The following is a 13,828-nucleotide window of genomic DNA, read 5'->3' as shown; positions in this document are numbered from 1 at the left end:
GGCGAGCAGGTCAGGCGGCCACGCGGGCGCAGCGGTCGGGGACGGCGTCGTGCAGGGCCCGCAGCCCGCGGACGATCAGCGGGTGACCGCGGCTCCCCCGCCGCACGCAGGTCAGCACGCGCCGCGTCGGGACGCCGTCGCCGGCCAGCGGGACCCGGACGACGGGCTGGTCCGACGGCCCGTCCGCCAGCCGCGGGACGAGGGACACGCCGAGCCCGTTGGCGACCAGCGCCCAGATCACCGACCAGGTGGTGGCGTGGTGGGCCATCCGCGGCGTGAAACCGGCGGCGGCGCAGTGCGCCAGGACCTGCTGGTGGTGGGTGCAGCCGTCGGGCTGGACGCTGATCCACGCCTCGTCCGCCGCGTCCTCCAGGGACACGCCGCTCCGGAGCGCGAGCGGGTGGCCGCCGGGGACGATCAGGTCGAGGGCCTCCTCCAGCAGCGGTTCCCGGTCGAAGCGCGGGTCGCCGGGCGGCGGCGCGTCCGCGGTGGGCTCGATGATCGCGATGTCGGTCTCGTCGGCGGCGAGCAGGCCGAGGGCCACGTCGGTGTCGCATTCGCGGATCTCGATGTCGAGGCCCGGGTCGTCACGGCGCAGCGCGCCCGCGGCCGGGCCGATCAGCCCGCCGACCGCGGTCGGGAACCCGCACATGCGCAGCGGCCCGGTGACCCCGGCGCGGTGCGACTCCAGGTCGGCGAGGGTCTCCTCCCACTTGGCGAGCAGCCCGTCCGCGTGCCCGATCAGCACCAGCGCGGCCGGGGTCATCTTCACCTTGCGGCCCTGCGGTTCGAGCAGCGGCACCTTCAGCTCCCGCGCCAGCTCGCGCAGGTGGTGCGAGACCGCAGACGGGGTGAGGTGCATCGCCTCCGCCGCCGAGGTGACCGTCCCGAACTGGTGGACGAGCCGGAGCATGTGCAGCCGCCGCAGATCAATCATGTAACCATCTTGCACGATCCAGTGCGGAAATCTGAAATGGACGGACACGTTCGGCCGGTTCAGACTGGTGTCATGGATCAGCAGAACACGACACTCTCCCGGCATGTGACCAGCGACGGCATCGTCGTCTGGACCCGCTGCGCCTGCGGTCGGCTCCGGATGGACCTCGTCCCGACCGGCGGCGGGCGGGGCCTGGTCGCCGGTCCCTGCCCGCACTGCGCACGCGTCAGCGACCCTCCAGGGTGACCTCGTAGTGGAGCGTCTGGTAGTGCTTCATCTTGTGGAAGAGCGGCACCGCGAACCCCTGCAGGAAGGGGTGCTTGCGGGCCAGCAGCCTGCGGATCGGCCGCGCCTCCTCCACCGTCAGCAGCCGGGCGCGGCCGTGCACCGCAGGACCGGTGACCTTCCCCTTGGCGGTGCTCGGCGCGATCTCGATCTCGGGGTTGCGGGACAGCCGCTTGGCCTTGAACGCCTTGTCGTAAGTGCGGAAGTAGGCGTGGTCGCCGCGCACGACGACGCTGACGGGGGTGCCGACCGGCGTCCCGTCCTTGCGGTAGGACGTCAGCTGGACGGTCCGCTGCTTCTTCAGACTCTCTAGAGTCGGTGCTTCATTCATGCCCATGAGACGGGCGCACGCCGCCCGAATGTGACATCAGCGGGAGCGGAGTGCCGCCGCTTCGGCGGCGAGCTTGCGGACGCGGCCCCAGTCGCCGTCGCGGACGGCGTCCGCGGGCGTCAGCCAGGACCCGCCGACGCAGCCGACGTTCTCCAGCGCCAGGTAGTCGGCGGCGTTCCCCGGCCCGACCCCGCCGGTCGGGCAGAACCGGATCTGCGGCAGCGGCCCGTACAGCGACTTGAGGTACGGGATCCCGCCCGCCGCCTCGGCGGGGAAGAACTTCATCGCCGTGACGCCGTCCTCCAGCAGCGCGAGCGCCTCGGACGCGGTCGCGACGCCCGGCAGGAACGGCAGCCCGGTCGCGACCATCGCCGCCTGGAGCCGGGACGTGCAGCCGGGGCTGACCAGGAACCGGGCCCCGGCCGCGGCGGACCGCTCGGCGTCCTCCGGCCGGACGACCGTCCCCGCGCCGACGACCGCGTCCGGCACCTCCGCGGCGATCCGCGCGATCGCCGCCGGGGCGGCCGGGGTGCGCAGCGTCACCTCGATCACCGGGAGCCCGCCGTCCACCAGGGCGCGGGCCAGCGGGACGGCCACCTCGGCGTCGTCCAGCACCACGACGGGGATGACGGGCGCGAGGTCGAACAGGTCGGCGGCGATCATGCGGTCTCCAGCGGTTCCAGGTCGGGCAGGCTCTGCGCGAGCCGCGTCACGGCCCCGGCCAGGGCCGGGCCGGGGTGGACGATCAGCGCGGTCGGGATGCCGCGCAGGTAGTCCTCGACGGGAGGCTTCCCCTCGAAGCGGGCGCGGAACGCGCTGCCGCGGAGCACATCCGCGATGCGCGGCAGGATCCCGCCGCCGAGGTAGACGCCGCCGCGGGCGCCGAGCGTCAGGGCGACGTTCCCGGCGAGCGACCCGAGCAGCGCGCAGAACGTCAGCAGCGTCTCGTGGCAGAGCGGGTCGTCGCGGCGCTCGGTGATCTCCTGCGCGGTGAGCGGTTCGGCGGACGTGCCGTCGAGCGCGGCCAGGTACCGGTGGATGCGGGTCAGCCCGCCCCCGGACAGCAGGTACTCGGCGTTGGCCGCGCCGCGCTCGGCGCGCAGCAGCCGCGCGATCTCGATCTCGCGGCCGGTCGCGGCCGGGACGTCGACCTGGCCGCCCTCGCCGGGCAGCGGCACCCAACCGGACGGCGTCGGCACGAGCCCCGCCACGCCGAGCCCCGTCCCCGGCCCGACCACGGCCAGCGGCGCGCCGGTATCCGCGGAATCCACGTCGCCGACAGGGACGAGGTCGTCCTCGCCGAGGCGCGGCAGGGCGAGGGCGAGCGCCTCGAAGTCGTTGATGATGTCCAGGTGGGGCACGCCGAGGTGGGCGCGCACCGCCTCGCGGGTCCCCTTCGGCCAGCCCGCGTTCGTCAGGTGGTACGTCCCGCCCGTGACCGGCCCCGCCACCGCCAGGCACGCGGCGGACGGCCGGACGCCCGGCGCGTACCGAGCGAGGTAGGCGGCCGCGGCCTCGGCGAGACCGGCGTGGTCGCGGGTGGGGAGGGAATGCACGCGGGACGGGACGCCGTCCGGGCCGTCCACCAGCGCGAACCTGGCGTTCGTGCCGCCGATGTCCCCGACCAGCCACGGACTCGCTCCCGAGCCGTCGCCGCTCACGCGAAGACTCCCGCGCCCTGCTCGGCGGGGCCGACGGCGGCGCGGAACGTCCGGAACAGCTCGCGGCCCGCTCCCCACGCCCCGTCCGGCGGCGGTCCGGCGGCGGGCTCGCGGGCCGCGAACTCCTCGTCCGGGACGAGGACCTCCAGCACCCCGCCGTCCGCGTCGAGCCGGACGACGTCGCCGTCGCGGACGCGGGCGAGCGGCCCGCCCGCCGCCGCCTCCGGCGACACGTGGATCGCGGCGGGCACCGCCCCGGACGCGCCCGACATGCGCCCGTCCGTGACGAGCGCGACGCGGTGCCCCCGGTCTTGCAGGACGGACAGCGGCGGGGTCAGCCGGTGCAGCTCGGGCATCCCGTTGGCGCGCGGCCCCTGGTTGCGGACGACCGCCACCACGTCCCGGTCGAGCTCCCCTGCGGCGAACGCGTCCTGGAGCCGTTCCTGCGAGTCGAACACGCGGGCCGGGGCCTCGATCGTCCGGTGCTCGGGACGCACCGCGGACACCTTGACCACCGCCCGGCCCAGGTTGCCGCGCACGGTGTGCAGGCCGCCGTGCGCGTCGAACGGCTCGGCGACGGGGCGCAGCACGCCGGTGTCGCCCGACGCGCGCGCCACGTCCCGCCACTCGACCGTGCCGCCGTCGAGCTCCGGCGCCTTCCGGTACGCGGCGAGGGTGTCGCCGCCGACCGTCCTCGCGTCCGCGTGGACGAGCCCGGCGTCGATCAGCTCCCCGATCAGGAACGCGGTGCCGCCCGCCGCGTGGAAGTGGTTCACGTCGGCGGTCCCGTTCGGGTAGAGGCGGGTGAGCAGCGGCGTGACCTTGGACAGCTCGTCGAAGTCGTCCCAGGTCAGCTCGATGCCCGCCGCCGCTGCCATCGCGACCAGGTGGAGCGTGTGGTTGGTGGACCCGCCCGTGGCGAGCAGCGCGACGATGCCGTTGACGAACGCGCGCTCGTCCAGCAGCTCGCCGATCGGGAGGTAGCCGCCGGTCAGGCCGGTGAGCTGCAGGACGCGCCGTCCGGCCGCCTCGGTCAGGGCGTCCCGCAGCTTCGTGCCCGGCGGGACGAAGCTCGCCCCCGGCAGGTGCAGGCCCATGACCTCCATCAGGAGCTGGTTGGAGTTGGCCGTCCCGTAGAAGGTGCAGGTGCCGGGCGAATGGTAGGACGCGGCCTCGGCGGCGAGGAGCTGCTCGCGCCCGACCTCCCCGGCCGCGAACCGCTTGCGGACCTTCGCCTTCTCCCCGTTCGGCAGCCCGGACGCCATCGGCCCGGCCGGGACCAGGATCACCGGCAGGTGCCCGAACGACAGCGCCCCGATCACCAGCCCCGGGACGATCTTGTCGCACACGCCGAGGAGCAGCGCGCCGTCGAACATGTCGTGCGACAGCGCCACCGCCGTGGCCATCGCCACCACGTCCCGGCTGAACAGCGACAGCTCCATCCCGGCGCGGCCCTGCGTGATGCCGTCGCACATCGCGGGCACGCCGCCGGCGAACTGCGCCGTCCCGCCCGCCGCGCGGATCGCGGCCTTCAGCAGGTCGGGGTAGTCCTTCAGCGGCTGGTGCGCGGACAGCATGTCGTTGTACGCCGACACGATCGCGATGTTGGGTGTGACGCCGCCCCTGAGCCACAGCTTGTCCTGGACGCCGCAAGCCGCGAAGCCGTGGGCGAGGTTCGCGCAGCCCATCCCGCCGCGCACCGGGCCCTCCGTCCGGGCGTCCCGGACGCGGCTCAGATAGGCGCCGCGCGTTCCGGCGCTTCGCTCGACGACGCGCCGGGTCACTTCCGCCAGCACGGGATGTACGGCCATAGGACGCTCCAGTCCGGGGGGATCTTCAGATCGTCAAGTTACCGAGACATACGTAAGAGACACAACCTGACTTATGAACTCTTTCTTACTAAAGTCAGTATCTTGTACGAACTGGACGCACCAAAGCCCCGCGTGCTTGACTGGCCGGATGCCGCGCCCCGTGACCCGTCCGTCCACCAGCGGGGACGTGCTCCGCCTGATCCGGGAGGACGGCGTCGCCACCCGCGCCGAGCTGGGCCGCATCACCGGGCTGTCCCGTCCGGCCGTCGCGTCCCGCGTCGCCGACCTGATCTCGCGCGGCCTGGTCACCGAACGCGCCGACGGCCCGTCCACCGGCGGGCGCCCGCCGGCCCGCCTGGAGTTCAACGCCGCGGGCGGCGCCGTCCTCGTCGCGAACCTCGGCCAGTCCCGCGGCCAGCTCGCCGTCTGCGACCTCGCGGGCACGATCCTCGCCCGCGCCGACGGCCCCCCGGCCGAGGTCTCCCCCGGCAAGACGCTCCCCCGCCTCCTCGACGAGTGGACGTCGCTGCTCGCCCGCTCCGGCCTGGACGCGTCCGCCGTCCGCGGCGTCGGCCTCGGCGTCCCCGACACCGTCGAGCACGCCGCCGGACGCTGGGACGGCGTCGAGATCGGCCCCCCGGTCTCCGGCCGCTTCGGCGTCCCCGCCTACCTCGACAACGAGGTCAACGCCGCCGCGCTCGGCGAGCACCAGGCCCACCCCGGCGTCGACGACCTGCTGTTCGTGAAGGTCTCCACCGGCATCGGCGCGGGACTCATCAGCGGCGGCCGCATCCAGCGCGGCGCGCTCGGCGCGGCGGGCGAGATCGGCCACGTCCCCGTCCCCGCCCCGGCCGAGGCGCCGTGCCGCTGCGGCAACGTCAACTGCGTCGAGGCCATCGCGGGCGGCGCCGCCCTTCTCGCCCGCTCCCGGGCGAGCGATCTTTCCGGCCTGGTCGCCCTGGCCCGCTCCGGCGACCCCGCGACCGTCGCGCTCCTCCGCGACGCCGGACGCCGCATCGGCGAGGTCGTCGCCACCGCCGTCAACCTGCTCAACCCCGCCGTCGTCGTCCTCGGCGGCGACCTCGCCGGCGCGGACGCGCCCCTCATCGCGGGCCTGCGCGAGACCGTCTACCAGCGCTCCACCGCGCTCGCCACCCGCGACCTCCGCATCGAACCCAGCCGCCTGGGCGAGCAGGCCGGCCTCAAGGGCTGCGCGGCGATGGTCCTGGACCGCATCCTCGCCCCCGAGGCCATCGACGCGTCCTGACGGCCGTTCAGCGGCTGTCGCGCCTCGCCTGTCGGCGGGCGCCCTTGGCCCTGGTGGCGGCGTGCCGCCGGCGCAGTGCCGGGTCAGCGCTGGTCGGCCTGCGGCGGGCCGTGGTCTGGGACGTCCTCGGCGCGGCCTCCGGAAGCCCGGCCCCCGGCGCGGCGGTCCCTCCGGGCCTGGCCGCCTCGATGCGCTCCGCCTTGAGCTCGGACGCGCTGCGCCGCGCCGCCCGCGCCAGATACCAGCTCACGCGGGCGAGCGCGTCCTCGAACACCTCCGCCTTCTGCGCGTTCCGGACGTTCTTCGGACGCGCCTTCCCCCGCCCCCCGTACTCCTCGACCCGCTCGCTCGCGGTGCGCCGGTACAGCTTGCTGTACTTGTTGCGGGCGCGCCTGATCCTCGTGTGCAGATCGACGAGCCCGTCCTCCTCCATGCCGGCGAGTTCCCCGCTCCCGGTCTCCCGGACGAGCGCCTTCTCGTCCTCGTTCAGCGAGTTGAGCAGCGCCTTCATCAGCCCTCCAGGCGTCCGTGATCTCCATCGAGCGTCGCACGCGCACCCCAAAAAGGGGGCACGAGAACACCCCAAGAAACCGCAACCCGGACAGACCCCCGGTCAGGACGCGCCGTGGCGGCGGCGCGCGACCAGCGCCCAGGCGAGCGGCACGGCCCCGGCGGCCAGCGCGACGATCGCGCCGGGGAGCAGGAAGCCGAAGCGCAGGCCGATCGAGGCGTGCGCGTCCACGCCGGAACGGCCGTCCATCCGCATCACGACCACGGACCAGGTGCCGCCGGTCTTGTCCCACTTGACGGTGCGCGTCCCGGGCCCGGCGGAACTGGCGACCCAGAACCGCTGCCGCGACGGTGGCGCGGCGGTGTCCGCCCCCGACACACGGTGGAACACGGGCTTGAACGGGCTGAGCCGCGCCGACACGAACTCGTCGCGCGACACCCCGCGCAGGTAGCGCTCGACCTCCGCCTTCGGCCCGACCCCGACGAACAGGGCGACGCCGGGATCGGCCGGGCGGACGACGATCTCCACCTCGGCGAGTTCCCCGACATCGGGCATGGGGTTCCCGGCACGCGCCGTCTCGGCCCCCACCTCGATCTCGTCGGTCTTGAGCGCCACCGCGGACGTGCCGAAGCGCTGCTCCGACGTCGCGAACGCCCCGCCGGACTCGGCCTGCAGCGCCGCCCCGGCGGCGAGCCCGGCCCCGGCGAGCAGCAGCGGTCCGGCGGCGAGGGTGACGACGATCGCGCGTCTCATGACGGCTCCTTTTTAGTACGGCTGTGTTATCAAGGCGAATGTAACACAGTTGTGCTATAAAAGTCCCATGCCGAAGGTGGTGGATCCGGCCAGGCGCCGGCAGGACGTGGTCGCGGCGGTGTGGCGGGTGGTCCGGCGGGACGGCCTGGACCGGGCGTCCGTCCGCAACGTCGCCCGGGAGGCGGGCCTGTCGGCCGGCTCGCTACGGCACTACTTCGCCACCCAGCCCGAACTGCTGGCGTTCACCCTCCGGACGATCATCGAGCGGATCGAGCGGCGGATCGCCGCCGTCCCGTCCACGGACGCCGATCCCCGCGCCCGCGCCGCCCGCGTCCTGAACGAGCTCCTCCCGATGGACGCCGAACGCGCCGCCGAGAACCACGTCTGGCTCGCCTTCACCGCCCGCGCCCTAGTCGACCCCGACCTGCGCGCCCTGTGCGAAGAGGCCCACACGACCCTGCGCTCCGGCTGCCTGGCACTGGCCCGCTCCCTGGCCCCGGATTCGGACACCGAACTAGAAGCCGACCGCCTGCACGCCCTGATCGACGGCCTAGCCGTCCACGCCGCCCTACACCCCCAGACCACGACCCCGAAACGCATGCGCGCCGCAGTGCAGGCCCACCTCAACGACCTGCACACCCGAGCCACCCACCCGTCCACCTGACTCGGACCGAAGTCGCCGGTCAGTGGTCGTTGCGGCAGAAGCAGGAGGCGCGGATCTCGGTGTCGGCGCGGGATGCGGCCGAGTCCAGGCGGGCCTGGACGGATTCGGCCTCCTCGCACCTGCCGAGCCGGTGGAGGCACTCCGCGTAGCCGTGGAGGCTCCAGATGTTGTCCGGGTGACGGGCCGCCCGGTGCGCGGTGTCGGCCAGCCCCAGGTCGGCGCGGTACACCTCGGCGGCCTCTTCCACGTGGCCCTGCTCCAGCAGCAGCGCTCCCAAGGCGTGCCGGGACGGCTGCATCCAGCCCCAAGGCTCGTCGTAGGGAAGCCGGTCGTAGCGGGAGACCGCCGTCCGAAGGTGATCGAAGGCCTTTTGATGCCCGCCCCGGCGGTACTCGATCTCTCCCCTCAGCATCTCGGCGGCGATGCCGAGGATGTCGACGTACCGGTTGTTGAAGAAGCGGCGGGTCTCGGGGACGCGCGAGAACGCGTCGTCGAACAGGGCACGTTCGGCATCGGCCTCGGACAGCTCACCGAGGACGGCGTGGGCCACACCCTTCGCATAGTGGAGAGTCGCGGTCGTCACAAGGTAGAGATCGGGGTCGTCCGGGAGGGGCTCGTCGAGGATCTCCCGCCACCTGCCGAACCTCACGAGCACATGCGCCTTCATGGGGACGAACCCCTCCAGCCAGTCGGCCATCGGCGGCTCGGACCAGCGCAGCAGCTCCTCGGGAATGGCGCCGGCCATCTCGTTCGCGGCCTCCAGCGCCGGACGGTACCGGCCGAGGAACATCGCCGCGTAGATCTTGAAATGGAAATCGTGACAGCGCGAAAGGGTGTAGAAATTGAACGGGCCTGCCCGCTCCACGTATTTGCGGTCGACCTCGATGGCGCGTTCGTTGGCGTCCAGCGCCGCTTCGTAGTCGCCGAGCTGAACGTAGATGTGCGAGGGCATGTGCAGGAAGTGGCCCGCGTCGGTCGCGGCCTCGCCCAGGGCATCGGCCGATCGCCGGGCTCGTCCGGGGTCCGGCGACATTTCGAGGGCGTGGATGTGCAGATGCAGAATGCCCTGATGCGGTCGCTCACCGCGGCTTTCCGACCGCCGCAGCGAGCGTTCGAGCACCTCTATCACCTCGACGGTGTCGGCGCCTGACGCCGGTTCGCCGCTCTCCAGATCCCACAGCTGCCATGGCGTGCGGTTCATCATCGCCTCGGCGAAGAGGGCCGCGACATCGGGATCGTCCGGGAACTGCGCGTAGACATTCCGCATGGACGCGGCGTACGCGTCCTCCCAGGCTTTCCAGCCGGGCTGTAGCCGCGCCGACGGGTAGCGGCTCTGCAACGATCCGATCAGAGCGCTTTCGAGGGGCGTGACGGAGCCGGTCATCGTAAGCGCGGCCCCGATCGCCTCACGCGCGTTCGCGAGACTCTCCGCGGCCTCCTCCGCGGTGAAGTCGTCCCACGGCTTGTTGTAATAGGGCCCCAACGCGTAGGCGATCCCCCAGTGCGCCATGGCACAAGCGGGATCGTGCTCCACGGCCTTCTCAAAACACAGAAGCGCCTCTTCGTGGTTGAACGCATAGCGCCACACCAAGCCCCGGTCGAACCAGATCTGCGCCTCCGGCGAGACGGTCGTCACCGGAAACGTATGCGACCCGAGCTCAAAATAATCGTCCATTCGCCGAGTATAGAGACGCAGACCGCCCGCAACCACTAATGTGAACGGGAACGGTCAATGCGCGGTCAAGGGAGCGGCCCGTGGGTTTGTCCTATCCGATGAAGCCGTCCGGCTCTGATCGTCCGGAGGCGATGCGGGGCGGCCTTCCCGGCCCCCAGACCGCCTCCGTGCCGCTCCACCAGGCCGGTGAGATGCCGTTCGGCGGGAAGCCGCGCGAAGAGTGCTGGAGGGCCATCGGGCCCCAGAGCCGGGCCAGGATCAACGAGCTGACCGGCGACACCATCGAGTGGTACGCCTGCGAAGACCCGTCCAGCCCCCAAGGGAGGCCCTACGCCGTGGTCGTCGGCGACGAGGGCCTCGCCGTGGCCGAACCGCGAATCGACACCGATCACCGTCCGGTCTACGCGATCTCCGCCTTCCTCTTCGCCTCCGGGACGCTCCGCCATGTCCCGATCGACCACAGGCCGCCGCCCCACGCTGGGCCCGCCGGCTCTGGGATCGCCGCCCCCGCACCTCCCGATATCGGGCTTTCCGCGGAGGCGAAGGGGCTTCTCGGGAACCTTCCGCCGCGCGCGCAGGAACTTCTGCAGGCGCCCTTCACCGCTCAGCGACGACCACTGCGTCATGACTGGTGGTACCACGGTTCCGAGCACCGCCTGGACACCTTCGTCGTCTTCCTCGCCGGCGAGCGGGACGTGACGTTCGCGACCGGGACCAAGGACGTCCCCGTGGGCCACGACGACGCGTCCGCCCACTGGTCGCTCACCTGCTACCAGGCCACCGTGGAGCGGCGGATCGGCCGGTGACGGATTCGCCGGGCCTCCGTCCGCGACCGGTGGCTTGGTGGACGACGGTTCCCTTGACCTCAAGCAAGGTTGAGGATCGAGACTGGCCTCCTGGCGAGGAGGGGAACCGATATGCGAGTAATCGAAGTGAATGAGTTCGGCGGGCCCGAGGTCCTGGAGGTGCGCGAGGCCCCGGACCCCGTGGCCGGGCCCGGAGAGGTCGTGATCGCGTTGGCCGCCGCGGACACCATGTTCGTGGAGACCCGGATCCGCGCGGGCATGGCCAGGGAGTACTTCGACACGGCGCCGCCGTACGTGCCGGGCGGCGGCGGGGCAGGCGAGGTGGTCGGTGTCGGGCCTGGCGTCGGGTCGGACTGGATCGGGCGCCGCGTCGTCGCGTCCGTCGCAAACGGCGGCTACGCCGCACAGGTCGCGGTGCCCCTGGAGAACGTCCGTCCCGTACCGGACGGCCTGGGCCTCGACGAGGCGGCGGCGCTCGTGCACGACGGCGTGACCGCGCTTTGCGTGTTCGAGGGCACCGAGGTCAAGGCCGGGGACACCGTGTTGGTGGTGGGCGCGACCGGCGGGATGGGCGCCCTTCTCGTCCAGCTCGCGCACGCGCGGGGCGCGCGGGTCGTCGCGGCGGCGCGCGGCGCGCAGAAGCTGGAGCTGGCCCGCGAACTGGGCGCGGACTTCGTGCTCGACTACTCAAAGCCCGGTTGGACGGACGAGATCCTCGGAAAGGTGGACGTGGTCTTCGACGGCGTCGGCGACAAGATCGGGCTCGCCGCCTTCGCCGCCACGAAGGACGGCGGCACTTTCTCGGCCCACGGCTCCACCCTGGGCGGGTTCACCGCCGTCGATTCGCAGGAAGCCGAACGCAGGGGTATCGCCTTGCGCGGCATCCGGGATGTACAGATCGGCAAGAACGAACGGATGCGCCTCCTGGGCGGTGCCCTGGAGAAGGCCGCCGAGGGCGTAATGAGGCCCGTCATCGGCCAGACTTTCCCGCTGGAACGCGCTGCCGAAGCCCACGCGGCCATCGAGAATCGGACCGTCCTAGCCAAAACGCTGCTACTCCTCTAGGGCCGTGTTCTGGACGCGCTAACCTCTCCGCCATAACGGTGCTGTTGAGGCGGCTTCGCGGGCGATTCGACGGCGCTGCGGTAGCTACGGCGAGCCCCTTTGCCTCTCGTGGCCGATTTCGGCCATGAGGGGTGAGGGGCGTATTTCTTTGTTGGGCGGGGCAACATATCGATCTCGCAACGCCGCCGGGCCGCCGGTGTCATCGGATGCAAGCGTGAGTAATCTCAAGGCTCCGGAGTGGCAATGAGGGCGCGCGGTGAAATGATCGGCACTTACATATCCTTGACTTTTGGAATCGTGGGGGCGATTCCGGTCTGCGTCTCCGCCGCGTATTTGGTGACCCGCTGGCGGAAAGTCCGGCGTGTGCTGAGATTTCAGCCCAGCGGACGGGTGGATCTCGTACTGACGACGTCTCACCGGCAGCTGAAGTCGCAGGGCGGCAAGGTCGCGGTCGTCCGCCATCTGGCTCCCGAGGGCGACATCCTGGCGATCGCCGCGGCCGCTGCCGCGATCTCCAAGAACTACCGGTCCAAGAAGATCGTCACCCATGTCAGCGAGCGGGTGCGCGGGCCTCTCGACGACGATCTCATCATTCTCGGATCCCCGGTCAGCAACCGATATTGCGCCGACCTCCTGGACCGGCTTTCGCTCGTCCGGTCGCTCGACCTGGAGCTGGACATACCGAACGGCGATATCTCGATCAACCGGCCGGGCGGTTCGCGTTTCGAGGTGAACGGGTTCGACATCAGGAAGGGGAGCGATGGCCTCCCGCGCCGCGACCTGCTCTTCATCGCCACCGCGACGAACCCGTACAACGCCGATCGGCGGGCCGTCATCTGCGCCGGATTCACGACCTACGGAACAGGGGCCGCCGGGGAGATCCTGTTCACCCACATCCTGGGCGAGGCGGATTCGCGCTGCAGCGAACTCCGCCGGGTCATCGAATGCGACTCGTCATTTCTCATCATCGAGTGCGGCCTCGAATTCGGAAAGCTTATTCATTGGGAAGTCCTCTACCGGGTCGACAGTGATGAGGAGCCAGGGCACCAATGACACATGCTGCACTGATCGGCGACCCCGTCGAGCATAGCGTGGCACCGGTCCTGCACACCTATCTCGCGGGGCTCTCCGGCACGAGCTTTCAGTATCTGAAGATCCGCATCAGCCGCAAAGATCTCGGGCCTTCCGTCGCCGCTTTGCGGCTCCTCGGGTTCGCCGGGTGCAATGTCACTCTTCCCCACAAGGAGGATGTGGGCCGCCACATCGACCGGCTGGAGGAGCCCGCGCTGCGCTGCGGGGCGGTGAACACGATAGTTTTCACACCGAACGAGTCGGTCGGCACGAACACCGACTGGATCGGCATCGAGAAGTCTCTGGTCTTCTTCGGCCATCCCGAACGCGCGGCGGGAGCCCGGGCGGTCATCTTGGGGAGTGGCGGAGCCGCTCGGGCCGCGATTTATGCGTTGCAACAGCTTGGGTACACCAAGATCACCGTCCTCTACCTGGAGCCGCCGGACGCCAAGACGGCGCGGCTGCTCGGCCAGTCGGAACGACTCGGAATCGAAACGCGACCCTATGCCGACCTGGAACGGGCGGTCGAAGCCGGGGACCTCGTCTGCAATATGACGTCGGCAGGCATGGCCGGGATGAGTCGATCCCCCTTCGACCTGTCGCGCCTGGATGGGATAGACCTGGCGGGAAAGTACTTTATCGACGCGGTTTTCAATCCCGTGCGCACCCCGCTTCTCCAGTATTTCGAGCAGCGGGGCGCGGTCACGGTCGACGGGGTCTGGATGACGATATTCCAGGGAATCCCGGCATTCGAGTCGTGGAATTCGGTGAAGGTGCGAATATCGAAGGAGCAGCTTTACGAGCTGCACTCGGTGCTGGTGGGCGAAATAGATTCCCACAAGAAGTAACGGCCCGCTTCCGGTCCGCTACGGCCTCGTTCGGCTGGCCTGAACCGGCCGGGTTGGGAAGAGATCACGCCCTGCCTTGGTTGATCGCGTTGTCCGGGGTTCTGCAGGGCGCGGCGGGGGGTGGGGCTAGCTCCACCTCGGGG

General features: G+C 71.3%; 15 protein-coding genes. 7 read left to right on the top strand and 8 right to left on the bottom strand.

Annotated elements, in window-relative coordinates; genetic code table 11:
* Positions 1-10 precede the first annotated feature (10 nt).
* Complete coding sequence (locus E1287_RS15635) at positions 11-937, bottom strand: LysR family transcriptional regulator (protein ID WP_131965668.1); 927 nt, start codon at positions 935-937, stop codon at positions 11-13.
* 72 nt (positions 938-1,009) lie between these two features.
* On the opposite strand from E1287_RS15635, the gene E1287_RS43725 reads away from it, so the two are divergent.
* Entirely contained in the window at positions 1,010-1,183 is a 174-nt protein-coding gene (locus tag E1287_RS43725) for a hypothetical protein (protein ID WP_165969018.1), read from the top strand.
* On the opposite strand, the gene E1287_RS15630 is transcribed toward E1287_RS43725, so the two are convergent.
* The 4 genes from E1287_RS15630 to edd are packed head-to-tail and all read right to left on the bottom strand — an operon-like array spanning position 1,164 to position 5,025.
* Positions 1,164-1,553, bottom strand: a complete 390-nt coding sequence (locus tag E1287_RS15630) for a PPOX class F420-dependent oxidoreductase (RefSeq protein ID WP_131965667.1) — start codon at positions 1,551-1,553, stop codon at positions 1,164-1,166. The genes E1287_RS43725 and E1287_RS15630 overlap by 20 nt on opposite strands.
* Positions 1,554-1,589: 36 nt before the next feature.
* Positions 1,590-2,216 carry a bifunctional 4-hydroxy-2-oxoglutarate aldolase/2-dehydro-3-deoxy-phosphogluconate aldolase gene (gene eda / locus E1287_RS15625; protein ID WP_131965666.1) on the bottom strand — a complete coding sequence of 209 codons (627 nt, stop codon included), beginning with the start codon at positions 2,214-2,216 and terminating at the stop codon, positions 1,590-1,592.
* Complete coding sequence (gene glk / locus E1287_RS15620; protein WP_131965665.1) at positions 2,213-3,214, bottom strand: glucokinase; 1,002 nt, start codon at positions 3,212-3,214, stop codon at positions 2,213-2,215. Before glk ends, eda begins: the two co-directional genes overlap by 4 nt.
* The gene (edd, locus tag E1287_RS15615) at positions 3,211-5,025 is read right to left on the bottom strand and encodes a phosphogluconate dehydratase (protein WP_131965664.1); all 1,815 of its coding nucleotides are present in this window, start codon (positions 5,023-5,025) and stop codon (positions 3,211-3,213) included. The genes glk and edd overlap by 4 nt, the downstream gene beginning before the upstream one ends.
* 148 nt (positions 5,026-5,173) lie before the next feature.
* Here edd and E1287_RS15610 point away from each other — a divergent pair, with 148 nt between their 5' ends.
* On the top strand, positions 5,174-6,292 hold the full coding sequence (locus E1287_RS15610; protein ID WP_131965663.1) for an ROK family transcriptional regulator: 1,119 nt from the start codon (positions 5,174-5,176) through the stop codon (positions 6,290-6,292).
* Positions 6,293-6,299: 7 nt separating this feature from the next.
* Here E1287_RS15610 and E1287_RS15605 read toward each other — a convergent pair whose 3' ends face one another.
* Both E1287_RS15605 and E1287_RS15600 read right to left on the bottom strand, forming a co-directional pair.
* The gene (locus E1287_RS15605; RefSeq protein ID WP_131965662.1) at positions 6,300-6,803 is read right to left on the bottom strand and encodes a hypothetical protein; all 504 of its coding nucleotides are present in this window, start codon (positions 6,801-6,803) and stop codon (positions 6,300-6,302) included.
* A gap of 102 nt (positions 6,804-6,905) precedes the next feature.
* Positions 6,906-7,556, bottom strand: coding sequence for a hypothetical protein (locus E1287_RS15600; RefSeq protein WP_131965661.1), 651 nt, complete (start codon positions 7,554-7,556; stop codon positions 6,906-6,908).
* A gap of 67 nt (positions 7,557-7,623) precedes the next feature.
* Between E1287_RS15600 and E1287_RS15595 the strand changes: the two genes are divergently transcribed.
* A complete protein-coding gene (locus E1287_RS15595; protein ID WP_131965660.1) occupies positions 7,624-8,220 on the top strand; it encodes a TetR/AcrR family transcriptional regulator in 597 nt (198 codons plus the stop codon).
* A gap of 19 nt (positions 8,221-8,239) precedes the next feature.
* Here the strand turns inward: E1287_RS15595 and E1287_RS15590 are convergent, their stop codons facing one another.
* Positions 8,240-9,895, bottom strand: a complete 1,656-nt coding sequence (locus E1287_RS15590) for a tetratricopeptide repeat protein (RefSeq protein WP_131965659.1) — start codon at positions 9,893-9,895, stop codon at positions 8,240-8,242.
* A gap of 80 nt (positions 9,896-9,975) precedes the next feature.
* On the opposite strand from E1287_RS15590, the gene E1287_RS15585 reads away from it, so the two are divergent.
* From E1287_RS15585 to E1287_RS15570, 4 genes are all read left to right on the top strand, one after another.
* A complete protein-coding gene (locus E1287_RS15585; RefSeq protein WP_131965658.1) occupies positions 9,976-10,701 on the top strand; it encodes a hypothetical protein in 726 nt (241 codons plus the stop codon).
* A 111-nt stretch (positions 10,702-10,812) separates the two neighbouring features.
* Positions 10,813-11,766 carry a zinc-binding dehydrogenase gene (locus tag E1287_RS15580; RefSeq protein WP_131965657.1) on the top strand — a complete coding sequence of 318 codons (954 nt, stop codon included), beginning with the start codon at positions 10,813-10,815 and terminating at the stop codon, positions 11,764-11,766.
* A gap of 261 nt (positions 11,767-12,027) precedes the next feature.
* The gene (locus tag E1287_RS15575) at positions 12,028-12,819 is read left to right on the top strand and encodes a hypothetical protein (RefSeq protein ID WP_131965656.1); all 792 of its coding nucleotides are present in this window, start codon (positions 12,028-12,030) and stop codon (positions 12,817-12,819) included.
* The gene (locus E1287_RS15570) at positions 12,816-13,685 is read left to right on the top strand and encodes a shikimate dehydrogenase (RefSeq protein WP_131965655.1); all 870 of its coding nucleotides are present in this window, start codon (positions 12,816-12,818) and stop codon (positions 13,683-13,685) included. The genes E1287_RS15575 and E1287_RS15570 overlap by 4 nt, the downstream gene beginning before the upstream one ends.
* The last annotated feature ends 143 nt before the right edge of the window (positions 13,686-13,828 follow it).

This window comes from Actinomadura sp. KC06, from assembly GCF_004348735.1.
Classification (GTDB): Bacteria; Actinomycetota; Actinomycetes; order Streptosporangiales; family Streptosporangiaceae; genus Spirillospora.
The sequence above is the reverse complement of the archived record's forward strand: the minus strand, read 5'-3'. Positions and strand labels throughout refer to the sequence as shown.